The 22,520-nt window shown below is 70.5% G+C and carries 21 protein-coding genes; 1 reads left to right on the plus strand and 20 read right to left on the minus strand.

Annotated features, from left to right (window positions below):
• The first annotated feature begins 116 nt into the window (after positions 1 to 116).
• Positions 117 to 827, plus strand: a complete 711-nt coding sequence (locus Aco03nite_RS06155; protein WP_203793780.1) for an LON peptidase substrate-binding domain-containing protein — start codon at positions 117 to 119, stop codon at positions 825 to 827.
• Here the strand turns inward: Aco03nite_RS06155 and Aco03nite_RS06160 are convergent.
• The 20 genes from Aco03nite_RS06160 to Aco03nite_RS52705 all read right to left on the minus strand — a co-directional run bounded on the left by Aco03nite_RS06160 (position 824) and on the right by Aco03nite_RS52705 (position 22,109).
• Positions 824 to 1,576: a hypothetical protein gene (locus tag Aco03nite_RS06160; protein ID WP_203793781.1), complete on the minus strand. Its 753-nt coding sequence runs from the start codon at positions 1,574 to 1,576 to the stop codon at positions 824 to 826. The genes Aco03nite_RS06155 and Aco03nite_RS06160 overlap by 4 nt on opposite strands.
• A 30-nt stretch (positions 1,577 to 1,606) precedes the next feature.
• On the minus strand, positions 1,607 to 5,143 hold the full coding sequence (gene dnaE / locus Aco03nite_RS06165; protein WP_203793782.1) for a DNA polymerase III subunit alpha: 3,537 nt from the start codon (positions 5,141 to 5,143) through the stop codon (positions 1,607 to 1,609).
• Positions 5,144 to 5,199: 56 nt separating this feature from the next.
• On the minus strand, positions 5,200 to 6,786 hold the full coding sequence (locus Aco03nite_RS06170; RefSeq protein ID WP_203793783.1) for a MinD/ParA family ATP-binding protein: 1,587 nt from the start codon (positions 6,784 to 6,786) through the stop codon (positions 5,200 to 5,202).
• 186 nt (positions 6,787 to 6,972) lie between these two features.
• Complete coding sequence (locus tag Aco03nite_RS06175) at positions 6,973 to 7,911, minus strand: hypothetical protein (protein WP_239144946.1); 939 nt, start codon at positions 7,909 to 7,911, stop codon at positions 6,973 to 6,975.
• Positions 7,912 to 7,945: 34 nt separating this feature from the next.
• Positions 7,946 to 8,830 (minus strand): RluA family pseudouridine synthase, encoded by an 885-nt coding sequence (locus tag Aco03nite_RS06180; RefSeq protein WP_203793877.1) that lies wholly within the window; start codon positions 8,828 to 8,830, stop codon positions 7,946 to 7,948.
• Positions 8,831 to 8,871: 41 nt separating this feature from the next.
• Positions 8,872 to 9,444 (minus strand): signal peptidase II, encoded by a 573-nt coding sequence (gene lspA, locus Aco03nite_RS06185; RefSeq protein WP_239144960.1) that lies wholly within the window; start codon positions 9,442 to 9,444, stop codon positions 8,872 to 8,874.
• Entirely contained in the window at positions 9,441 to 9,848 is a 408-nt protein-coding gene (locus tag Aco03nite_RS06190; RefSeq protein ID WP_203793786.1) for a TraR/DksA family transcriptional regulator, read from the minus strand. The genes lspA and Aco03nite_RS06190 overlap by 4 nt, the downstream gene beginning before the upstream one ends.
• Before the next feature lie 272 nt (positions 9,849 to 10,120).
• Positions 10,121 to 10,414, minus strand: coding sequence for a DUF167 domain-containing protein (locus Aco03nite_RS06195; RefSeq protein ID WP_239144947.1), 294 nt, complete (start codon positions 10,412 to 10,414; stop codon positions 10,121 to 10,123).
• Positions 10,415 to 10,422: 8 nt separating this feature from the next.
• Positions 10,423 to 11,196, minus strand: coding sequence for a hypothetical protein (locus Aco03nite_RS06200; protein ID WP_203793788.1), 774 nt, complete (start codon positions 11,194 to 11,196; stop codon positions 10,423 to 10,425).
• A gap of 32 nt (positions 11,197 to 11,228) precedes the next feature.
• Positions 11,229 to 12,044: a DivIVA domain-containing protein gene (locus Aco03nite_RS06205; RefSeq protein WP_203793789.1), complete on the minus strand. Its 816-nt coding sequence runs from the start codon at positions 12,042 to 12,044 to the stop codon at positions 11,229 to 11,231.
• 49 nt (positions 12,045 to 12,093) lie between these two features.
• Complete coding sequence (locus tag Aco03nite_RS06210; protein ID WP_203793790.1) at positions 12,094 to 12,396, minus strand: YggT family protein; 303 nt, start codon at positions 12,394 to 12,396, stop codon at positions 12,094 to 12,096.
• A gap of 55 nt (positions 12,397 to 12,451) precedes the next feature.
• Complete coding sequence (locus tag Aco03nite_RS06215; RefSeq protein WP_203793791.1) at positions 12,452 to 13,210, minus strand: cell division protein SepF; 759 nt, start codon at positions 13,208 to 13,210, stop codon at positions 12,452 to 12,454.
• A 293-nt stretch (positions 13,211 to 13,503) separates the two neighbouring features.
• Positions 13,504 to 14,211: a YggS family pyridoxal phosphate-dependent enzyme gene (locus Aco03nite_RS06220; RefSeq protein ID WP_203793792.1), complete on the minus strand. Its 708-nt coding sequence runs from the start codon at positions 14,209 to 14,211 to the stop codon at positions 13,504 to 13,506.
• A 47-nt stretch (positions 14,212 to 14,258) separates the two neighbouring features.
• Positions 14,259 to 15,389: a cell division protein FtsZ gene (gene ftsZ, locus Aco03nite_RS06225; RefSeq protein ID WP_203793793.1), complete on the minus strand. Its 1,131-nt coding sequence runs from the start codon at positions 15,387 to 15,389 to the stop codon at positions 14,259 to 14,261.
• 295 nt (positions 15,390 to 15,684) lie between these two features.
• Entirely contained in the window at positions 15,685 to 16,452 is a 768-nt protein-coding gene (locus tag Aco03nite_RS06230; RefSeq protein ID WP_203793794.1) for a cell division protein FtsQ/DivIB, read from the minus strand.
• 6 nt (positions 16,453 to 16,458) lie between these two features.
• The gene (gene murC / locus Aco03nite_RS06235; protein ID WP_203793795.1) at positions 16,459 to 17,895 is read right to left on the minus strand and encodes a UDP-N-acetylmuramate--L-alanine ligase; all 1,437 of its coding nucleotides are present in this window, start codon (positions 17,893 to 17,895) and stop codon (positions 16,459 to 16,461) included.
• A 108-nt stretch (positions 17,896 to 18,003) separates the two neighbouring features.
• Positions 18,004 to 19,110: an undecaprenyldiphospho-muramoylpentapeptide beta-N-acetylglucosaminyltransferase gene (murG, locus tag Aco03nite_RS06240; RefSeq protein ID WP_203793796.1), complete on the minus strand. Its 1,107-nt coding sequence runs from the start codon at positions 19,108 to 19,110 to the stop codon at positions 18,004 to 18,006.
• Positions 19,111 to 19,112: 2 nt separating this feature from the next.
• Positions 19,113 to 20,513, minus strand: a complete 1,401-nt coding sequence (locus tag Aco03nite_RS06245; protein WP_203793797.1) for an FtsW/RodA/SpoVE family cell cycle protein — start codon at positions 20,511 to 20,513, stop codon at positions 19,113 to 19,115.
• Positions 20,514 to 20,653: 140 nt separating this feature from the next.
• Complete coding sequence (locus Aco03nite_RS06250) at positions 20,654 to 21,388, minus strand: hypothetical protein (RefSeq protein ID WP_239144948.1); 735 nt, start codon at positions 21,386 to 21,388, stop codon at positions 20,654 to 20,656.
• Positions 21,389 to 21,893: 505 nt separating this feature from the next.
• Positions 21,894 to 22,109, minus strand: a complete 216-nt coding sequence (locus tag Aco03nite_RS52705) for a hypothetical protein (protein WP_239144949.1) — start codon at positions 22,107 to 22,109, stop codon at positions 21,894 to 21,896.
• Between the last annotated feature and the right edge of the window lie 411 nt (positions 22,110 to 22,520).

Below are 22,520 nucleotides of genomic sequence, written 5' to 3' on the forward strand. Positions count from 1 at the left end.
CCAGTCTATGCGGCCACCCAACCGGGTTTCCGCCCCGACTGCCCAGGCCCAGGCGTTGGGATACCGACCCGATCCCGGCGGGTTGACCAAGGTCCGCCGCGGACTAGGCTGACAGCGTGAGCGATCGGCTACCGGTCTTCCCGCTGAGTACGGTGCTCTTTCCCGGTCTGGTGCTGCCCCTGCACATCTTCGAGGAGCGTTACCGCTCCCTCGTGCGTGAGCTGGTGGCCGCCCCCGAGGAGGAGACACCGCACGAGTTCGGCGTGGTCACCCTCCGGCACGGCAGTGAGGTCGCCCCCGATCCCGGTGAGGACGGCGCCGTCCCGGTGCCCCCGATCGGCGCCGACGACCTCTACGACGTGGGCTGCACCGCCGAGCTGCGGCACGTCACCGAGCTGCCGGACGGCCGGTTCGACATCATGACCGTCGGCCGCCGCCGGTTCCGGGTGCTCGGGGTCGAGCAGGGCGCCGAGCCGTACCTGACGGCCCACGTCGAGTGGCTGCCCGAGGAGGACGAGCCCAGCCCCACCGCGCAGCTCTTCGCGCCACGGGTGCTCGCCGCGTTCCGTGCCTACCTGGAGCTGCTGCGGCCGAACAGCGAGGTGCTCGACCAGGTGCCCGACGACGCGACAGTGCTGTCCCACCTGGTCGCGGCCACCGCCCAGCTCACCGTCGAGGAGCGGCAGATGCTGCTGGCCGCCCCGGACACCGCGTCCCGGCTGCGGGCCGAGTTGAAACTGCTGAACCGGGAGGCCGGCCTGCTGGCCCGGGTGCGCGCGGTTCCGGTCCCGTTGTCCGACCTGGCCCGGCCGGCCAGCCCCAACTAGGGGCCCGGCTGGGGGCGGGACGCCGGATCGGCCTGCTCCCCCTCGTACGGCGCAGGGCCGGTCTCGTAGTGGGGTTCCGGGTGGTTGGCGGCGTAACCCGGCAGCGCGCCCGGGTGGTCCAGGTCGGGGTCGTTGGACCAGCCCGCGAGCAGGGTCAGCACGATCGCCGCGACGAAGGCCGGCACCAGTTTCGGCCCGAGTGACTGCACCTCCGGCGGCGCCAGGTAGGTCGCGCCCTGCACGGCCGTGGCCCGCCACTGGTCGTAGGCGTCGCGCCCGAGGTACTCACCGACCAGCGGGGCCACCCAGCGCCCGGACAGCAGCGTCCCGGCGACCACGCCGAGCAGCAGGAACGGCCCGCGGTCGCGGCGCAGCACCAGCCACGTGCCGATCGTGACGATCAGCCCGAAGCCCAGCCCGAGCAGCGTGAACCAGCCGTCGGCGGCGATGTACTGCTCCGGGGAGGGGTCGGTGACCAGCGTCCCGGCCCGGCCGGCGAAGACCACCGGGACACCCGGGGCCACCCAGGCCCAGAGCAGGCCGAGCAGCACGCCGAGGACCGAGATCGCGGCGGTCACGCCGAAGCCGACCGCCAGGTTGCGCCGCCACGACCGGCGGCTGCCCTGCTGCACCCGGAACCACTGCTGCCACTCCGGTCCGGCCGTGCCCGGCCCGGCCGGGACCGGCTCGCCGGCCGGCTGCTCGACGGCCGGGGGCACACTGACCGGCTGCTCATTCGGATACGCCACCGTACGATCCTTCCAGAACGGTCCGCGCCGTCAGGCCACGGCCGTCGGGCCGAGGATCATCTTGAGGTCGGCGCGCAGGGCCGGCGTCGCCGCCACCCGGAAGGCGCCGAGCCGCATGACCGTGGTCCGCTTGCCGTTCTGCAGGTGAACGTGCACTTCGGTGTCGCCCGGGTGGCTCACCAGGATCTCCTTGAGCTGACCGACCATCGGCGGCGTGCACCTGGTGATCGGCATCGTCAGGGTGACCGGCTTGCTGTCCGGGTTGTGGGTGATGTCCGGGAGGGACATGTCCATCGCCATGATCCGCGGGGTGTCGTCACGCCTGTCGATCCGGCCCTTGACGACCACGATCGCGTCCTCGGCGATGTACTGCCCGACCAGCTCGTACGTGTTCGGGAAGAACAGCGCCTCGACCCCGCCGGCCAGGTCCTCCAGAGTGGCCGACGCCCACGACTTGCCCTGCTTGGTGATCCGCCGCTGGACACCGGTGAGGATGCCGGCCAGGGTGACGACCGCGCCGTCCTGGACCGAGCCCTCCTCGTTGAGCGCGGCGATCGTGGTGTCCGCCGCGTTGGCGAGCATCGCCTCCAGCCCGGCGAGCGGGTGGTCGGAGACGTAGAGGCCGAGCATCTCCCGCTCGAACGCCAGCTTGTCGCGCTTGTCCCACTCGCTGTCACCGATCGGGGGCATGGTCACCGCGGCCGAGCCACCGCCGGCGTCATCGTCACCAAACGCTCCGAACAGGTCGAACTGGCCGGCCGCCTCGTTCTTCTTCACATCCGCGTACGCGTCGATCGCCTCGGCGTGCACGGCGAGCAGACTCTTGCGGCTGTGCCCCATCGAGTCGAACGCGCCCGCCTTGATCAGCGACTCGATCGTCCTCTTGTTGCAGGCCACCGCGTCGACCTTGGACAGGAAGTCGTAGAAGTCCTTGTACTCCGGCTTGTCGGTGCGGCACCTGACGATCGCCTCGACCACGTTGCCGCCGACGTTGCGGACCGCGCCCAGACCGAACCGGATGTTGGTGCCGACCGGGGTGAACGGGCCGGACGACTGGTTCACGTCCGGCGGCAGCACCTGGATGCCCATCCGGCGGCACTCCGCCAGATACATCGCCATCTTGTCCTTGTCGTCGCCGACACTGGTCAGCAGACCGGCCATGTACTCCGCGGGGTAGTGCGCCTTCAGGTAGGCGGTCCAGTACGAGACCAGGCCGTACGCGGCGGAGTGCGCCTTGTTGAACGCGTAGCCGGCGAACGGGACCAGCACGTCCCACACCGCCTGGATCGCCTCGTCGCCGTAGCCGTGCTCCCGGCAGCCGTCCCGGAAGGGGATGAACTCCTTGTCGAGGATCTCCTTCTTCTTCTTACCCATCGCCCGGCGCAGCAGGTCGGCCTGGCCGAGGCTGTAACCGGCCAGGATCTGCGCGGCGCGCTGCACCTGCTCCTGGTAGACGATCAGGCCGTAGGTGGGCTCGAGGATCTCCCGCAGCGGCTCCTCCAGCTCCGGGTGGATCGGGGTGATCTCCTGGAGCTTGTTCTTGCGGAGCGCGTAGTTGGTGTGCGAGTCGACACCCATCGGACCGGGACGGTAGAGCGCCAGGACGGCGGAGATGTCCTCGAAGTTGTCCGGTTTCATCAGCCGCAGCAGCGACCGCATCGGGCCACCGTCGAGCTGGAACACCCCCAGGGTGTCACCCCGGGCCAGCAGCTCGTACGCCTTCGGATCGTCCAGCGGCAGGGCCAGCAGGTCGAGCTTCTGACCGTGGTTCAGCTCGACGTTCTTGTTCGCGTCGTCCAGGATCGTCAGGTTGCGCAGGCCCAGGAAGTCCATCTTCAGCAGGCCGAGCGTCTCGCAGGTCGGGTAGTCGAACTGCGTGATGATCACGCCGTCGCTGGCCCGGCGCATCAGCGGGATGTGGTCGATGATCGGCTCGGCGGACATGATGACGCCGGCGGCGTGCACACCGGTCTGCCGGATCAGGCCCTCGATGCCGCGAGCGGTGTCGATGACCTTCTTGACGTCCGGGTTCTGCTCGTAGAGCGACCGGACCTCACCGGCCTCGTTGTACCGCTTGTCGTCCTTGTTGAAGATGCCACCGAGGGTGATGCCCTTGCCCATCACGTCCGGCGGCATCGCCTTAGTGATCTGGTCACCGACCGAGTACGGATAGCCGAGGACCCGGGCCGAGTCCTTGATCGCGGCCTTGGCCTTGATCGTGCCGAAGGTGGCGATCTGGGCGACCTTGTCCTCGCCCCACTTCTCGGTGACGTAACGGATCACCTCGGCGCGGCGCCGGTCGTCGAAGTCGATGTCGACGTCGGGCATCGAGATGCGCTCGGGGTTGAGGAACCGCTCGAAGATCAGACCGTGCGGGAGCGGGTCGAGGTCGGTGATGCCCATGGCGTACGCGATCAGCGACCCGGCCGCCGAGCCACGCCCGGGACCGACCGCGATGCCGTTGTCCTTCGCCCACTGGATGAAGTCGGCGACCACCAGGAAGTACGCCGGGAAGCCCATCGAGTTGATGACGCCCAGCTCGTAGTCGGCCTGCTTGACGTGGGTCTCCGGGATGCCGTCCGGGAACCGCTTGCGCAGCCCCTCGAACGCCATGTGCCGGAAGTACTCCTCCTCGGTGTAACCGTCCGGGATCGGGAACCGTGGCATCAGGTTCTTGAAGGTGAACATCCCCTCGGTGTCCACCTTCTCGGCCACCAGCAGAGTGTTGCGGCAGCCCTCCTGCCACGCCTCGGACGAGTCGACCGCGCGCATCTGATCGGCCGACTTCACGAAGTAGCCGGAGCCGTCGAAGCGGAACCGGTTCGGGTCGGCGACGTTGGCGCCGGTCTGCACACACAGCAGCACGTCGTGCGCGGCGGACTGTTCCTCGTGCACGTAGTGCGAGTCATTGGTGACCAGCGGCGGGATGTTCAGCTTCTTGCCGATCTCCAGCAGGCCGTCGCGGACCCGCTTCTCGATCGACAGGCCGTGGTCCATGATCTCCAGGAAGTAGTGCTCCTTACCGAGCGCCTCCTGGTACTTCGCGGCCGACTTGAGCGCCTCGTCGAAGTGGCCCAGCCGCAGCCGGGTCTGCACGATGCCGGACGGGCAGCCGGTGGTGCCCATGATCCCCTCGGCGTGCTCCGCGATGATGTCGAAGTCCATCCGCGGGTACTTACCGAGCTGGCCCTCCATGGAGCCGCGCGAGTTGAGCCGGAACAGGTTCTTCAGGCCGACCGCGTTACGCGCCCACATGGTCATGTGCGTATACGCACCGTTACCGGAGACGTCGTCCGACTTCTGCTCCGGACGGCCCCACTTGATGCGCTTCTTGTCCAGCCGGGACTCCGGCGCGACGTAGGCCTCGACCCCGATCACCGGGGTCACCCCGGCCGCCTTGGCCTGCGTGTAGAAGTCGTAGGCGCCGTGCATGTTGCCGTGGTCGGTGATCGCGGCGGCCGGCATGCCGAGCCGTTTCGCCTCCGCGAGCAATTCCTTGATCCGGGCCGCCCCGTCGAGCATTGAATACTCTGTGTGCACGTGTAGGTGCACAAACGAGTCAGACACCCGGACCCCCTCTTCCGCTTTTGCCGACGGCGCAGTTCCCGTCCAGCCCGACGAACTTACTCCGCGAAGGGCTCCAACATCACCGATGCCGCGCGGAGCCAGGCCTGCCGGGTCTCCTGCTGGAGGTCGCCGTACTCGATCGAGGAGCCCACTTCGAGCGCCGGGTCGTACGGCACCACGGCAACCGCCCTGGTCCGGGTCGCGAAGTGCCGCTTGAAGTCCTCCAGCAACGGCAGGTGACCCGGCGACGGGCAGGAGATGAGCGTCACGGCGTTGGCGACCATGTCACCCTGCCCGCCCTCCTCCAGCACGTCGAGCATCCAGTCGGCGGTGAAGGCGGCGTCCTCCCGGGGCACCGTGGTGATCACCAGCTGGTCGGCCGACCGCATCACGGTCTGCCAGTTCACGCTCTCCACGTTGTTGCCGGTGTCGACGCAGATCACGTCGTGGGTCCGGCGCAGCAGGTCCATCACCCGGCGGACGGTGCCCTGGTCCAGCCGCTGGGCGAACCGCGGGTTCTCCTCACCGGCCAGCACGTCGTACGACCCGTCCGAGGCGTGCCGCAGGTAGGCGTCCAGCTCCTGCAGCAGCGCGTCGCCGTGCAGGCTCTCGATCCGCATCAGATCGGCCAGCAGGTGCTTGATCGTCCGGGCGTGGCGGGCGCTGCCGGCCCGCAGGCCGAGGGTGCCGCGCAGCTCGTTGTCGTCCCAGGCGAGCACACCGCGGCCACGGACGCTGCCGATCGTCGCGGCGGCCAGCACCGTGGCGGTGGTCTTGTGCACGCCACCCTTGGGGTTGGCGAACGCCAGCACCCGGGGCTTGCCCAGCTTGCGCCGCATGATCGCGACGGCCCGGTCCATGCCGTCCTCGGCCCGGCTCTGCCGCCACTCGATGCGGGCGCCGGTGGTGGACGGCGAGAGCGGGGCGGGCTGCGCCGCCGGAGCGGGCGGCGGCGGGGCCGGAGCCCGGGTGGGCAGCGGCGGGGGCGGCGCCTGCGGCGACACCGGAGCGACCGGGTACGCCGAGGGCTGCGGCGGGTAGGCCGGGGGCGCCGGCGGCGCATAGCCGTTGGCGGGCGGCTGCTGGTATCCGTTCGGCGGGTACTGAACGGGCGCCCGCGGGTAGGCGGAGGCGCCGTACTGCCCGGCGGGGGGCTGCTGCGGCGCGGGCGGCTGCTGGTGCGGCTGAGGCGGCTGCTGATGCGGTGCCGGCTGCTGCTGATGGGCCGGCTGCTGGTGCTGCGGGGCGGGCTGACGGGCCGGCGGCGGCTGCGGGTCGAAGAAGCTGTGCGACTGCTGCTCCGGCTCGGCGCGGTTCTGCCAGCGCGGGTCGAGCGGGTTGATCGGGCGCTGCGGCACCGAGCGCTGCTGCTCGGACCGGGACTGGCCGCCGAAACCGCCACCCTGCGGAGCGGCCTGGCGGGGGTCGAGCGGGTTGACCGGGCGGCCCACCTGGGCCGAGCCACGACTGCCCTGCTGCTGACCCCACTGCTGCTGCTGTTGTTGCTGAGAGGGTGTCTCCGCCGGTTTCTGAGCCTCGTCGGGCTCCTCGCTGCGGCCACCATGCCGGGCCCGGTCGAGCAGCGCCCGCCAGCGCGGGGCTGGTTCCGCAGGCCGGCCCCAGCCGGTCTCGGTCCCGTCCACGGCTCGTCCTTTCTGCGCCTACCCGATGTCTTTCACGGCGAAAGTCTCGCTCGCCCCTGACAGGCTACGGATGAGAACCCTATTCGGGCCACCTGCGCGGCGCCCATCCTCCGGTCGTTCTTGATCACATGGCGGCACCCCGGCCCTGCACGTGCACCCGGCCGGTCATCGGCGCGGACGGAGAAATCAACGGCCGGAGCCGCCACCGGATGCTGCCGGAGACACATTCGAGCCCTCGTGAGCAGGGTTCGTGTCCGCAGCAGAGGGTACGGCAACGCGGGCCCCGGACGGGAGTACGGCAGCCGGAGACGGCACGCCTGAATTATCGGGTGAGGCAGATGTCACATCGTCCTCGATCGACGATGGTAACGGCGACGGGTCCGGTGGCACCACATCCACGTCCTCCGGGAGCGGTGGCCGGAACTCGGTCCGGTCCAGCTGCCGTACCTCCGGGGCCGGGTCCACCACCCGCACCCAGGGCCGGGCGGAGATCCCGTCCAGCACGTCGGGGGTGGCGCGGACCACCGCGGCGAAGACGCACTCGCAGCCGGCCCGGTAGGCGGCGGCCTCCGCGCCGGCCACCCGCGCCGCGCTGTCGTACGCCGCCCGCAGCCGGGCCTCGTTGCGCCCGCCGCCGGTCAGTTCGGCGCTCAGCCGCAGATAGTCGGCCTGTTCCCGGTCCCGGTCCCGGGCCGCCGCGAGCATCCCCGCGGTCACGTCACCCGGCAGCTGGTAGACCGCGATCCGGGTCACCGCGGTCCGGGTGGTCGCCATCGGCACCCGGGTGTAGACCTGGGCCACCTGGCTGCCGGCCAGCAGTCCGGGCAGCCGGTCGGCCACCGCGTACCCCCGGAAGGTCACCAGCGCCCAGGTCTCGCCCGCGGTCGGGCCGGACGGATCGGCCAGCCGGGACAGCTCCTGCTCCGAGGAGTGCAGGTAGCCGTCGACCGACTGGCCCTCCACGACACCCACCCGGAGCACATCGCCCGTCTCCTCACCTATCGGGAGATCCCGGTCGGCCCAGAAGATGATCAGGACCAGCGCCACGGTAGCGGCCAGCGCCGCTCCGGTCATGATCTGCAACCGGAGCGAGCCGCCCCCGAACCGGACGAGGACTGCCCGCATACGGTGCGCGGGGCCCACGGGTGTCTCCCGACGGTCAGCCGGCGTCCTGGAGGACGTCCAGCGCGTGTGCCAGGTCGTCAGGGTATTCGCTGACGAACCGGACCTCATCGTGTGTCCGCGGGTGCTGGAAGGCCAGCTCGCGGGCGTGCAGCCACTGCCGGCCCAGCTTGAGCCGGGTGGCCAGGGTCGGGTCCGCGCCGTACGCGGTGTCACCCACGCACGGGTGCCGCATCGCCGACATGTGCACCCGGATCTGGTGCGTCCGCCCGGTCTCCAGGTGCACGTCCACCAGGCTGGCCGACCGGAACGCCTCGATCGTGTCGTAGTGCGTGACACTCGGCTTGCCGCTGTTCATCACCGCGAACTTCCAGTCCGCGGTCGGGTGCCTGTCGATCGGCGCGTCGATGGTGCCGCGCAGCGGGTCCAGGTGCCCCTGGACCACGGCGTGGTACCGCTTCTCGACCTCACGCTCCTTGAAGGCCCGCTTCAGGAACGTGTACGCCACCTCGCTCTTGGCCACCACCATGAGCCCGGTGGTGCCGACGTCGAGCCGGTGCACCACACCCTGGCGCTCGGCCGCGCCGCTGGTCGCCACGTTCTGCCCCATCGCGGCCAGCCCGCCGATCACCGTCGGGCCGGTCCAGCCGGGGCTCGGATGCGCGGCCACGCCGACCGGCTTGTCCACCACCACGATGTCGTCGTCGCTGTAGATGACGCCCATGCCGTGCACCGGCTCGGCCACCACCGTGGGCGGGGCGACCGGCGACGGCAGGGTCACCTCCAGCCAGGAGCCGGCCGTGACCTTCTCCGACTTGAGGCGGGTCACGCCGTCGACCATCGCGTCGCCGGACTCGACCAGGGTGGCCGCGGCCGTGCGGGACAACCCGAACAGGCGTGACACCGCCTGGTCCAGCCGCATGCCGTCAAGTCCGTCCGGAACTGGAAGGGACCGCTGCCCACTCACGCCGTCTCCTCCGAGGTGCTCTTCTCGACTGGTTTCTCCTTGGTCAACCGGGTGCCGTCCCGCTGGCGGCCGGTCAACTCCAGCACCACGGCCAGCACGACACCGACGGTGAGGCAGCTGTCGGCGATGTTGAACACCGCAAACTTCTCCCCGTACGGCCCGAACACGCTGATCATGTCGACCACGTGCCCGTGCAGCGGGCCCGGCGCCCGGAACAGCCGGTCGATCAGGTTGCCGATCGCGCCGCCCAGCACCAGGCCGAGCGACAGCCCCCACGGCACCGACCGCAGCCGCAGGGTCATCCAGCCGATCACCCCCACCACCACGAACGTGATCAGCGGGAAGATCCAGGTGTAGTCGCTGCCGAGACTGAACGCGGCTCCGCTGTTGCGCAGCAGCGACAGGTAGACCAGCCCACCGAGGATCCGGACCGGCTCACCGGGCACCAGGTTCTCGGTGGAGAGGTGCTTGGTCCACTGGTCGACCGCCACGGCGACCACCACGGTCGCGGCCAGGACGGCCACCGCGCGGGGTGCGAACCCCGGGGTGGCCTTCTCTTCGGCGTTCAGCGTCTCTCCTCCAACTGCTTGCACTTGACACAGAGGGTGGCGGAGGGGAACGCAGCCAGCCGCTCGACGGGGATCTGGTTGCCGCACCGCTCACACCAACCGTAATTGCCCGAACCGAGCCGGTCGATCGCGTGTTCGACCTGGTTGATCCGCTCGAGCAGGTTGTTGGCCAGCGTGATCTCCTGCTCCCGCTCGAGCGTCTTGGTCCCGGTGTCGGCCTGGTCGTCCCCGGCCGAGTCGATGACCCGCTCGCGCTGCAGTTCGGTGATCTCACTGAGCGCCTGATCGTACTCGGCCTGCAGTTCGCCGAGCCGCGCGACCAGAGCCCGGCGGATCTCATCGGTCTCCGCCTCGCTGCGGTCGCGATCCGTCGTTGCGGGCCGGATGTCGGTTGCCTTGGCCATCGTCGCTCCCTTGGGCCGCGCGGGGCGCGGCGATCGGCGGTCTGCGGAACCGGCCGGCCGCCGTGTCCCCTGGTCTCGGTGATCTCGACCCGGCATCGCCGGGCCGCCGTCGATCTTCCCCCACCTGCGAAAACGGCGCGGCTGGAAAACGGCCGCGCACCCGGTGAGGGTGGCAAGGATACGGAAGGTGACGTGCACCGACAACCGGAGCCGAGCGGGGCGGGTGGCATAAATCCACAAACCACCTGGATGAACCCGCGGTGACCGTATAGTCACCCGGCGCTGTCGCGGAGGGTGGTGAGCCGATCCTGCCAATCCTGAGCCGGAGCGGTCACCGTGAAGACCTTGTCCCGGTTGGTCGCCCCGAGCCGCAGGGCGACCTCGCGGGGACGGATCTCCAGGGCCGCCGCGAGGGCCTTACGGACCGCCTCGGTCGCTTTGCCGTCGACCGCGGGCGCACCCACCGCGATGATCAGCGCGGGGCCGTGCGGGCCCTCGTAGCGGCCGCCGACCCTGGTCCGGCCGGCGCCCGGACGCACCCGGACCGGCACCGAGACGCCACTCACCGCCGCGCTCAACGCTGCTGGGCCACGGCGGCGACCAGACGGTCCACCGGCCGGCACAGTCCGCACGGGCTGAACCCGAGCTCGACCGCCTCGTTCGCCGGCAGCGGCTCGGTCAGCCGGCCGACCAGGTGCGGGCAGTCGGCCATGTGGTAGCGCGGGCGCCCGTCGACCACCAGGACCTCGGTGTCGAACCGGGCGACCAGCACCGCGTCGGCCGGCCGCACCGACTGCGGCAGCGGCTCGTCGTCGGGATCGTCGTCGTCCGGCTCGGCGAACTCGTCGGCCGGCTCCGCGGCGGCCGTGGGCGCGGCGGACGTGGCGGCGGCGGGCCGCCAGGCCTGCTCGTCCTCGTCGGACCGGGGCGGCACCGGCGGTCGCACGGTATCGGAGTGAGAGTCAGAATCGGCATAGTCTGCGCCGGCCGGGACAGAGGCCCCCGGACGGTCACCCGAACGGGTGGTGGCGTCCCGCGCACCGGCCGATCGGGCCTCGGCCACCTCGTCCTCGGAGGGCTCCGCCCACCTGCCGGATTCGCCTGCGGGCGCCGTCGGGGCGGAGGCAGAATCTTCGGCGAAGGCGACCGGCTCGTCGACCTCGGGAGCACGACGGCCGGGATCGTTCTGCCGCCGGGCCGCGGCCTGCCGGGTGCCGATGACAAGAGCGACCGCGGCCAGCAGGCTGACCACGATCGCGGTTATGAGAAGGCTGCTCGACCCGTTGACCAGGCCCAGCGCGAGAAACAGAACCGCGACGGGGATGAGCAGAAAAGTGGCAACGATCATGGCTCATCCTCGTCGCGGTGCGGGGGCTGCGGTCAGCGACCCGATTCGATGGAGGGGGTGCGGCCGCCGCTGTAGGAGCCGGCCAGACCGGCCGCGGCGAGACCGCCGGAGCCGCCCACCGCCCGGCTGGAGTCGGCCCGCGTCAGCTCGGCCTCGAGGCCCTGACCACGACCGTCCAGGTCGCGCAGCTGGCTCTCCAGGTAGGCCTTCAGCCGCGTGCGGTACTCCCGCTCGAACTGCTTCAGCTCCTCGATGTGCTTCTGCAGCGCGGTCCGCTTCGCGTCCAGGCCGCCCATGGCCTCCTGGTGACGCTGACGGGCGTCGCGCTCGAGAGCGTCCGCCTTGGCCCGGGCCTCCCGGGTGACCTCCTCCGCCTTGGAGCGGGCGTCGGAGAGGAGCTTGTCGGCCTCGCGCCGGGCGTCGGCGACGTGGTCGTCGGCGGTGCGCTGGGCCATCATCAGGACCCGCAGGGCCTGCTGCTCGCCGTCCGCACCGGCGGGGCCCGCACCGGGGCCGGGGCCCTGCGCGCGAACCTGCTCCAGCTCGGCCTGCATCTGGCGGGCGGCCTGCTCAGCCGCGGTCTTGTCCCGCTGGACTCGGTCCAGCTGGGCTTTCAGGTCGTTGAGCTCGGCTGCCAGGCGGGGGTCGGCGCCGGGCCCGGCGGGAGCACCGCCGCGGCCGCCGCGTTCCACCTGGGCGCGCAGCTCGTTGTTCTCCTCGATCAGACGGGCGAGTTCGCGCTCCACCTCGTCCAGGAAAGCGTCGACCTCCTCCTCGTCATACCCCCGCTTGCCGATCGGGGGCTTCTTGAAGGCGACGTTATGAACGTCGGCCGGGGTCAGCGGCATCGAAACTCCTCGGGTCAGTCGCGGCCGCGGTTGGGGCTGCTGTCTAGCGCTATTGCTGCAGGATCAGTCTTGCAAGTACCAAGTCCGTGAGCACGAACAGGATAACCAGCAGCACGATGGAAGCCAGGTCCAAACTCACGTTACCAATGCGCAGCGGTGGGATCACACGCCTCAACGCCCTGAGGGGTGGATCCGTGACGCTCCACACGGCCTCGAGGGCGGCCGAAGCGCCCCGGCCGGGCTGCCATCGCCGTCCGTACTGGAGCACCGCACTCAGCACGAACCTGGTGAGCAGCACGATGGTGAAGAGGTACAGCAATATGTAGAGGATCTGTAACACGATCGACAGCACGTCAGGTGGATCCCTCGTTCGGGTCAATCACGGTCGAAGGCGGCCCAGAGCCCGGTCAGCCCTGGGTGAAGAAGCCACCTTCAGCGATCTTGGCCTTGTCCTCCGCGGTGACCTGGACGTTCGCCGGGGAGAGCAGGAAGACCCGATTGGTGACGCGCTCGATCGTACCCCTCAGACCGAAGGCCAGCCCGGCAGCGAAGTCGACCAGGCGCCGGGCGTCCGACTCGTCCATCTCGGTGAGATTGATGATCACCGGAACGCCGTCCCGGAAGTGCTCGCCGATCGTGCGCGCCTCGCGGTACGTGGTCGGGTGCAGCGTGGTGATCTGATACCGCTGCTCGTCCTCGGCCGGCCGCTGGTGGACGACCGGTTGCGGGCGCACCGGCTCCGGCTTGAGGGCCACGTTGTCCCGGGTGGGGTAGGTCAGGGCGTTGGACTGCTCGGCCGCCGCCGTGGGCCGGGTGATGGAGCGGACGCTCGCCCGATCGAGGCGCTCGCTGTCATCCCGGTCACGGTGGTCCCGGTCGAGATCCCCCCGGGCGGTGGAGAGGCGGTCCCGGTCACGGCGCTCGGCACGTGCCCGCGGAACGGCGCGCTCCTCCTCTTCCTCCTCGTCGCTGAACTCGTCGGCGTAACGGTCGGTGGAGTAGCGGTCCCGGTCCCGGTCCCGATCGCGGTCCCGGTCGCGATCCCGGTCACGCTCCCGCGAACGGTAGGAACTCTCCCGGTAACCACGGTCGTCGTACCCGCGGTCGTCGTCCTCCTCGACGAGGCCGAGCCAGACGCCCGCCTTGCGAAACGCGCCGCCGCTCATGCTTTCTCCCCCTCATGAGAGTCGGAAGCACGAACTGCGGATGGCATGAGCTCCCTCCGGTCGCTGATGCCATCACACTCCTGCCGAGAGTCCATGCCCCCACCCTCCGTCCGCTGTACGGCCCGCGCCCCCTGGCGTGCCGCGTCCCCCCTTACGAGCCGGTAACCAGGATCCGTTTCGGACCCTCGACCCGCGCGACGCTGCGTCGTCGGACGCGCCGGCCGCCGATGCGGTTTGCCCGCAAGGCGCGTCGCGTTAAACAACACCTGTGTAGTTTGCTGCCCGCCGCAAGGCTACCGCAGCGAGTTTCGCATCCCGAGTAAAGATGTACCGATCCGTACGTGTGTCGCCCCGCGCTCCACAGCGGCCTCCAGGTCCCCGCTCATGCCCGCCGAGACGGTGCTCGCGCCGGGGTGCCGGGAGGCCATCTGACCAGCCAGGACCTCCAATCGGGCGAACGCCTGACGGGGGTCCTCACCGAGTGGGGCGACGGCCATCAGCCCGCCCAGGCGCAGACCCTCCGATGAGGTCACCGCGTCGGATACCCGCCAGAGATCATCTCCGAACACACCCCCGCGTGCCGGATCACCGTCCAGACTCACCTGGAGGAGCACCTCGATCGGGTTCTCGCGGGCGGCGGCGGCCCGGCCCAGCGCCTCGGCCAGGCGCACCGAGTCCACCGACTCGACGACATCCGCGTACGCGGCAACCGATCTGGCCTTGTTGCGTTGCAGTTGCCCGACGAAGTGCCAGCGCAGCCGAACCCCCTCGGCCCGCACGGCGTCCGCCTTGACGGACGCCTCCTGGTCACGGTTCTCGGCGACGTCGGTCACACCGAGCCCGGCGAGCAACAGGACGTCGCTCGCCGGGTAGGTCTTGGTCACCGCGGTCAGGGTGACCGCGTCCGGTGGCCGTCCGGCCGCCGTGCACGCACGCGCGATGCGATCCCGCACCCGGTCGAGAGAGGAGGCGAGTTCGGCTCGCCGTCCGTTGTCGGTCAAGGTTCAACCTTCTTGAGGGGTACGAGGGGTCGCGCGTGCGTGGCGCGTCAGGAGCCGTTCTTCAGGAAGTCCGGCACGTCCACGTCGTCGAAGAGCACCCGGGTCCGGGGCGGCGGCGTGGTCGTCACCGGCGGCGGGGTGACCGGCGGCGGCACCGGCGGCAGCGAGGCGCCCCCGGTGGACGGCGACGGCACCTTGGTGCGCACCGTCTCGGCCGGCTTGTAGGAGGGCGAACCCCCGTCGAAGCCCGCCGCGATCACCGTGACCCGCACCTCGTCACCGAGGGCGTCGTCGATGACCGCACCGAAGATGATGTTCGCGTCCGGGTGGGCCGCATCGGTCACCAGCTGTGCGGCGTCGTTGATCTCGAAGAGACCGAGATCGGATCCACCGGCGATGGAGAGCAGGACACCGCGGGCGCCGTCCATGCTCTGCTCCAGCAGCGGGCTGGAGATCGCCTTCTCGGCGGCCTCGACCGCGCGGTTGTCGCCACGGGCGCTGCCGATGCCCATCAGGGCGCTGCCGGCGTTGCTCATGACGCTCTTCACGTCGGCGAAGTCCAGGTTGATCAGACCCGGCGTGGTGATCAGATCGGTGATGCCCTGGACGCCGGAGAGCAGCACCTGGTCGGCCTGGCGGAACGCGTCCATCATGCTGATGCCGCGGTCGCCGAGGGCGAGCAGCCGGTCGTTCGGGATCACGATCAGGGTGTCGCACTGGTTGCGCAGTTCGTCGATGCCGGCCTCGGCCTGCACCTGGCGCCGCTTGCCCTCGAAGTTGAAGGGTCGCGTCACCACGCCGATGGTCAGCGCGCCCAGCTTGCGGGCGATGTTGGCGACCACGGGCGCGCCACCGGTACCGGTGCCACCGCCCTCACCACACGTCACGAAGACCATGTCGGCCCCCTTGAGGACCTCCTCGATCTCGTCCCGGTGGTCCTCGGCGGCGTTCTTGCCGACCTCGGGCTGGGCGCCTGCGCCCAGCCCACGGGTGAGTTCCCGGCCGACGTCCAGTTTGACGTCGGCGTCGCTCATCAACAGAGCCTGGGCATCGGTGTTGATCGCGATGAACTCGACGCCTTTGAGCCCAACTTCGATCATGCGGTTGACGGCGTTCACGCCGCCACCGCCGATGCCGACGACCTTGATGACCGCGAGATAGTTGTGCGGAGGTGTCATCGGGCTCAGCCTTCCCTTCCGGGGTTGGCGGATGTCGACGGCCCCTGCGGTCCTGGGAACCGCACTTTCGACATCCACTGTCCTACAAGGGAGGGCGAGGAAACCCTCACCCTCTACTAGAGGTTCACAGTTATGTCAACCATTCGAACCTCTCGAGGCAACGTATGCGGCATTGCCCCCTGAGCCAAAGACCCGGAGCGGCGTGTCGCGTCCGCTAACGAGGTGAGTATCCGACTCACCCGTAACCTCATACCTTTTGATCCGTTCACGATGTTTTGTCCGTTTAATCGGATAGTTAGCGAATGGTCACTACCGCCGGGGCGCTCACATCGATCTCGTCACCCTTCTGCCGGAGCAGCGCGGTGGCGACCTGACTCTTGCGATCGCTGTTGGTGTCGTCGCCCCAGACCACCACCCGGCCCTTGCGGAGCTCCAGCCGGATGTCGACCGCCTTGTCCACCGAGATCGCCACCAGCTGCTCGCGCAGATCGTCGCTGAGCGCGGTGAGAACGGTCAGCGCCGACGTGGTGTTCGCGTCCGCGCTGCCCGGGTTGTCCAGGCGGGCCAGCGGCAGGCCGGCCGGCAGCGCCGCCACCACCCGGAACGGCACACCCTCGTCGTCGATGAGCTGGAACTGCTCGCCGGCCGGCACCGCCGCCACCGGTGTGCGCTCCACCACCTCGATCACCACGGCGGACGGCCAGCTGCGGTCCACCACCACGTGATCCACGGCCGGCAGGCCACGCACCCGCGCGCCCACCTCGTCCAGATCCACCCGCGCCAGCGGCAGGTCGGGCTGCACCGCGGCGGCGGCCCGGATCTGGTCCGCGGTCAGGATCTCGGCGCCGACCACCCGCACGTCGCGGACACCGAGCACCGAGGTCCCGTAGACCAGCCAGGTCAGCCCGCCGACGGCCAGCGCCACACCGGCGCCGATCAGCCAGGGCAACGCGGCACGCAGCCGGCGCTGCCGGGCCCGGGCCATGAAACGCCGGGCCGACGGCGGCACCGCGTCGGTGTCGGCCCGCACCAGCCGCCAGTTACGCGTGCCGCCGCCCGCCATCGCCGGTTACCGGCCCAGATCCGGCTGGTGGTCCGCCTCGGCGAGCGCGGCCAGCAGTTCGTCACCCATCAGCGAGATCGGCGGGGCGCCCATGGTCACCACCACGTCACCGGGACGGCTGCGCCGGACCACCTCGGCCGGCACGTCCTCCCAGTCCGGGACGAAGACCTTGCGCTCGGCGGGCAGCTCGATCGCCGCGGTCAGCGCCCGGCCACCCTCGCCCGGCCCGCGGGTCTCGCCCGGCCCGAACACCTCCATGCAGATCACCTCGTCGGCGACCGCGAGACCGTCGGCCAGCTCGGCCTGCAGGTCCCGGGTGCGGTACACCCGGTACGGCTGGAAGACCACCAGCAGACGGCCGTCGCCGGCCACCTCGCGCAGCGTGCGCAGCGCGGCCTTCACCGAGGTCGGGTGGTAGGCGTACTCGTCGTAGACCCGCACCCCCGCCGCGATGCCCTTGCGCTCGAACCGGCGGCGCACCCCCGGGAACGACTCCAGCGCCTCGGTGATCTTCGGCAGCTCGATGCCCAGCTTCAGCGCGGTCAGCACGGTGGCCGCGCTGTTCAGGCCCATGTGGGTGCCGGGCAGCGCCAGCTTGAACTCGCCCAGCGGCTCGCCGTTCAGCTCCGCGGAGTACCGCACGCCGCTGGTCGACGAGGTCACATCGAAGATCCGGAGATCAGACCCTTCGCTTTCGCCGTACGTGTAGACGGTGCGTCCCGCGGCTTTGAGCCCGGCGATCAGCTCCTCGGTGCCCGGACCGTCGGCGCAGGTCACCACGAAGCCGTCGGCCAGCGTGCCGAACTCCAGGAACCCGGCCTTCAGCGTCTCCAGGTCACCCCAGTTGTTGAGGTGGTCACCCTCGACGTTGGTGATGATCGCGACATGCGGCCGGTAGATCAGGAACGACCGGTCGTGCTCGTCGGCCTCGGCCACGAAGTGCGGCCCGGTGCCGTGGTGCCCGTTGGACCCGGCGGCCGACATCTCGCCACCGATCACGAAGGACGGATCCTGCCCGGCGTGCTGCAGGATCACCGTCATGATCGACGTCGTGGTGGTCTTGCCGTGGGTGCCGGCCACCGCGATGGTCTGCCGGCCGGTCATCGTCGCCGCGAGAGCCTCGGAGCGGTGCAGCACCCGCAGCCCGCGCCGGCGCGCCTCGACCATCTCCACGTGATCCTTCGGAATCGCCGTCGAATAGACGACCGTGTCGACACCGTCGAGGTTGGACGCCTCGTGGGCCATGTGCACCGTGCCACCGAGGGCGCGCAGCGCGGCCAGCGCGGGCCACTCCCGCAGCTCGCTGCCGGAGGTCGGCACACCCCGGGTGAGCAGGAGCCGGGCCAGGCCGGCCATGCCGACCCCGCCGATCCCGATCAGGTGCACACTGCCCAGGTCCTCGGCGGTCATCTCACCGGCCGGCGTCAGCTCCGCCGTGTTCACAGGTCCACTCCCTCGGTAACGCTCATCAGTTCACGGCTTCCAGGCTCATCCCACGGTTTCCCGTCCATGTCACGGTTTCCCGTTCCTCAGTTCACGACTTCCGGTACTTCAGTTCACGGCTTCCAGTACGAAGCGCAACAACTGCTCGTCACCGTCCCGCCGGCCGTACCCGGAGGCGGCCTCGCCCATCGCGGCGAGCCGCTGCCGGTCCCGGGCCAGCGGGATGATGTTGGTCTCGATCCACTCCGGCGTCAGCTCGCTGTTGTCCACCAGCAGGCCACCACCGGACTCCACCACCGGCAGCGCGTTACGCCGCTGCTCCTGGTTGCTGAACGGATAGGGCACGTAGACCGCCGGCATGCCGAGTGCGGTCGTCTCGGCCACCGTGATCGCGCCGCCCCGGCACAGCATCAGGTCGGCGGCAGCGTAGCCGAGCTGCATGTCCGACAGGTAGGGCACCACGACATAGGGCACCGGCAGGTCGTTCGGCACGTCGAACGGGTCGTTGCGCCCACCCTGCACGTGCAGCACCTGGATCCCGGCGTGGGCGAGCCGTTTCGCCGCCGCGGCCACCGCCAGGTTGATGGTGCGGGCGCCGGACGAGCCGCCGGAGACGAACAGCACCGGCAGGTCCGGCCGCAGCCCGAAGTGGTAGAGCGCCTGCGGGCGCAGCGCCGGGCGGTCCATCCGGGTGATCCCGGTCCGCAGCGGCACCCCGACCAGGCGGGCGTTGCGCAGCGACTCGGCCTGCTCCAGCTGGTGCGGGAACCCGACGGCCAGGCGCTTGGTGAACTTCATGCCCATCCGGTTCGCCACACCCGGCGGCACGTTCACCTCGTGGATCACGATCGGCAGCTCGCGGCGCCAGGCGGCCAGGTAGGCCGGGACCGACACGTACCCACCGAAGCCCACCACCACCTCGGCCTGCACCTCGTCGATGATCTCACCGGCCGCGGCGGCGGACTTGATCATCCGGTCCGGCGTACGGAAAAGATCGAGGTTGATCGATCGGGGCAGCTGGAACGCCGGGATGACCCGCAGGTCGTAGCCGGCCGCCGGGATCAGCTGGTTCTCCATGCCCTTGGGACTGCCCAGGGTGGTGATCCGGATGTCCGGGAAGTGACGCCTCAAGGCATCGGCGAAGGCCAGCAGTGGGTAGATGTGCCCACCGGTACCTCCACCAGCGAGAACGATCGACCGCAACGACGGCGCCATGGTCACCGTCTCCTTCCGCCCCCGGATCCAGCGGGCGCCTTCTTCTGGGGGGAAGGGCGCGATGTACCCGGCCGCCGAGGCGGGGGGACCGGCGGCAGCGGGGCCCACACTAGTCGTACCCATCGAGGGGTCGGACGGGCGTTCAGGGCCCGGGCCGCGTCCGGCTCGGCGCGGGCGAACGAGGCGAGCATCCCGATCGCCGCCATCGTCACCACCAGGGCGGTGCCACCGGCGGAGATGAACGGCAACGGCAGGCCGGTGATGGGCAGCAGCTTCACCACACCACCCATGTTGATCACGGCCTGCGCCACCAGCCAGGTGGTGATCGCGGTGGCCGCCAGGCGCCGGAACGGGTCGACCGACCGGCGGGCGATCCGGAACCCGGTGTACGCCAGCACCGACAGCAGCGCCAGCACCACGGTGCAGCCCATCACGCCCAGTTCCTCGGCCACGATCGCGAAGATGAAGTCGTTACCGGCCTCCGGCACCCAGCCCCACTTGAGCGCGCTCTTGCCGAGACCGACCCCGAACCAACCCCCTTCGAAGATCGCCGACCGGCCCTGTACGAGTTGATAGCAGTACTGCCCCGCCGCGCTGGTCGTGTCGCAGTCCTCCAGCGGCTGCAGGAACGCGGTGAGCCGCTTCCACCGGTAGTTCTCCTCGCCGGACGTGCCGGACCCGGCGCCCCGGGAGGCAGCCGCGATCAGCAGCCCCACCCCGGCCAGGCCGAGCACCCCGAGCGCCCCGAACACCTTCAGCCGCACGCCCGCCGTCCAGAGCAGGCCGACGATCAGCGCCAGCAGCACCAGCATGGTGCCCAGGTCGTTGTAGCCGACCAGCACGAACAGCAGGCCGATCACCGGGAACAGCGGCATCGCCAGCTCCCGCCAGTGCCCCAGCTCCGGCCCCTTGCGGGCGATCACGTCGGCACCCCACAGCACCATGCCCAGCTTGGCCAGCTCACCCGGCTGCATGCTGACCGGGCCGAAGTAGAGCCAGTTCAGGTTCGCCCGGACCGGCCCGATCCGCTCCACCACACCGGCGGACTTCAGGGCGGTCAGGGCGGCGAGCAACGTCAGCAGCAGCAGGGCCGCCCCCAACAGCGCCCGGCCCAGCACCCGCAGGGTGGTGGCCGGCAGCCGCTGGCAGATCCAGAACGCCACCAGACCGAGCAGCGCGTAGACGGACTGACTGCTGATCTCGGTGAACGCGTTACCGTTCTCCGCGAACGCCTTCACCGAGGTCGCCGAGAAGACCATGGTGAGCCCGATCAGCAGCAACAGGGCACAACTGGCGATCAGCAGGTAGTAAGACGACAGGGGCCGGGCCAGCATCCCGTGCACAGCGGGCAGCATCTGCCGGCTCAGCGACGGGCGGTCCGCTTGCGATCGGTCGTCCGCCATCCCCCCATCATCGCCGCCCCCTCACACCACGACGCACACCATCGATGGCGTGTCGCGCCGACCTTTGTCACGTGCGACACCAAGCAGCCGGCGGACGGTCTCCCGTCCACCGGCTGAGGCTTCCCCCGTCGCCGCTACGACTACGGGTACAGGGCGCAGAAGACCGTCAGGGTGATGTCCCCCGCCGTCGGGACGTTGGGAACGTCGAACAGCCACCGATAGCGGAACGTGGAATCTCTTCCGACGCTCGTCACCGTCGCGGTCTCGCCACCGTCCCGGGTGTAGATACCGCCGATCGCGTAGGCATTCGAGTTGGTGCAGTTGACCTCAACGTTCGCGAGCGGCACTGGCGTGTAGTTACTGGAAGTCAGGACCACGCTTTCGGTCGTCACCGTCGGTCCGACTCCGGCAGAACCTGAAGGTCCCGGCGAGCCGGAAGGACCGACGGAACCGGAAGGCCCGATGGGACCGGAGGGCCCGACAGGGCCGGAAGGACCGGTGGCACCAGCCGGACCAGCAGGGCCGGGCGGTCCCATGAGACCGACGGCACCGGCGGGGCCGGGCGCACCCACCGGGCCGGCGGGGCCCGCCGCACCGAGAGCTCCGGCAGCGCCTTCCGCACCGTCGTCGCCCTTCTCGCCGGCGACGTTCCACCAGCGCAGGACCTCGCCGGTGCGGCAGGTGGTCGTGCTGGGCAGCACCCAGCGCACGGTGCCGCCCTTGGCCAGCACGCACACTTTGATGACTTCCGGGTCCGCGGCGGCCGCGACCACATCCGGAGTCGGGCTGGGGGCGACATTCGGTTCCGGTGAGGAGCCGACGGCGCCCGCCGCCGCGGTGGCCACTCCGGCCACCGCGAACACCGCCGCCGTCACCCCGGCCGAGGCGAGCAGAGAACGTGAGATCATCGGAGATCAATCCTTCGCGAGTCTTGAGACTGCGGCGAGATCACCCTCAGTCGACCTCAGCCTAGGAACGAACCCCTCTATTCCGGCTGGGAATCCGCAATTCAGGCCCTGCCGATCACCCTGTCGTCGAGACCGCCACAGACCACGAACACCTGTGTGGTGATATCGGTCGGCGCGGCACTGAACTTGAATGGGCCCGGGAGCCCCGGCCGGTCCGGGAGCGCCGACCGGCCCGCCGGGGGCCGGGTCGCCGGGGGCCGGGTCGCCGACGGAACCCTGCCGTCCGGTGGGACCGGGATCTCCGTGGGGCCGACGGGGCCTGGCTTCGGAGCTACGGGAGACGTCACTCGCAGTCGGGGCCAGCCCAGGAACGGAACGGCCGCCCGTACCCGGGATCGAGGTTTTCCAAGGGGGGCGGCCGCCGTAACGGTTCGGCCGGCCTGGACCGGCAGGTGTCACCCGCGAAGACACGTCACCGCACGCAGATGGCCCACGCCGACGCCGGCATGGTCAGGGCGGCGGAGAACTCGAGGACCCATCCCCGGGAGTTGTCCGGGAAGCTCTTGTAAGGGAACATCCCGTCGTCGGCGGTGTCGAGGACATAGCCACCGTTCAGCGCGGTGCCGGTGGAGCAGGGCAGCGTGAAGGCCGCCTGGCCGGACGGCAGCGCGGTCGGCTGGAAGGTCACGGTGATTCCGGGACCGGAGGGGCCGACCGGGCCCGAGGGTCCAGCCGGACCGGTCGGGCCTGCGGGGCCGCTGGGGCCGGCAGGCCCAGGAGATCCCACGGGGCCCGCGGAACCGGCGGGGCCGACAGAACCGGCGGGACCGGCTGGACCGCTGGGACCGGGAACGCCGGAGGGGCCGGGTGGGCCGGACGGGCCGGTGGATCCGGCTGGGCCACGGGAACCCATCGGGCCGGCGGAGCCGACAGGCCCCGCGGAGCCGTTGGGGCCACGGGATCCGGCGGGCCCTACCGAGCCGGCAGGCCCGGCGGAGCCGTTGGGGCCACGGGAACCGGCGGGCCCCACGGAGCCGGCTGGTCCGGCGGGCCCTGGTGAACCGGCCGGCCCGGCGGGCCCCGGTTCGCCGTCGGAGCC

This window comes from Actinoplanes couchii (genome assembly GCF_016862075.1).
Lineage (GTDB): Bacteria > Actinomycetota > Actinomycetes > Mycobacteriales > Micromonosporaceae > Actinoplanes > Actinoplanes couchii.

What these genes read in the sequence shown, in the direction of transcription:
- Aco03nite_RS06175 (WP_239144946.1), bottom strand. Translation starts at nt 7,911, where the DNA reads ATGCGGGCAGTCCTCGTCCGGTTCGGGGGCGGCTCGCTCCGGTTGCAG.
- Aco03nite_RS06180 (WP_203793877.1), bottom strand. Translation starts at nt 8,830, where the DNA reads ATGCGGCTGGACCAGGCGGTGTCACGCCTGTTCGGGTTGTCCCGCACG.
- Aco03nite_RS06190 (WP_203793786.1), bottom strand. Translation starts at nt 9,848, where the DNA reads ATGGCCAAGGCAACCGACATCCGGCCCGCAACGACGGATCGCGACCGC.
- Aco03nite_RS06200 (WP_203793788.1), bottom strand. Translation starts at nt 11,196, where the DNA reads ATGATCGTTGCCACTTTTCTGCTCATCCCCGTCGCGGTTCTGTTTCTC.
- Aco03nite_RS06205 (WP_203793789.1), bottom strand. Translation starts at nt 12,044, where the DNA reads ATGCCGCTGACCCCGGCCGACGTTCATAACGTCGCCTTCAAGAAGCCC.
- Aco03nite_RS06215 (WP_203793791.1), bottom strand. Translation starts at nt 13,210, where the DNA reads ATGAGCGGCGGCGCGTTTCGCAAGGCGGGCGTCTGGCTCGGCCTCGTC.
- ftsZ (WP_203793793.1), bottom strand. Translation starts at nt 15,389, where the DNA reads ATGACACCTCCGCACAACTATCTCGCGGTCATCAAGGTCGTCGGCATC.
- Aco03nite_RS06230 (WP_203793794.1), bottom strand. Translation starts at nt 16,452, where the DNA reads ATGGCGGGCGGCGGCACGCGTAACTGGCGGCTGGTGCGGGCCGACACC.
- murG (WP_203793796.1), bottom strand. Translation starts at nt 19,110, where the DNA reads ATGGCGCCGTCGTTGCGGTCGATCGTTCTCGCTGGTGGAGGTACCGGT.
- Aco03nite_RS06245 (WP_203793797.1), bottom strand. Translation starts at nt 20,513, where the DNA reads ATGGCGGACGACCGATCGCAAGCGGACCGCCCGTCGCTGAGCCGGCAG.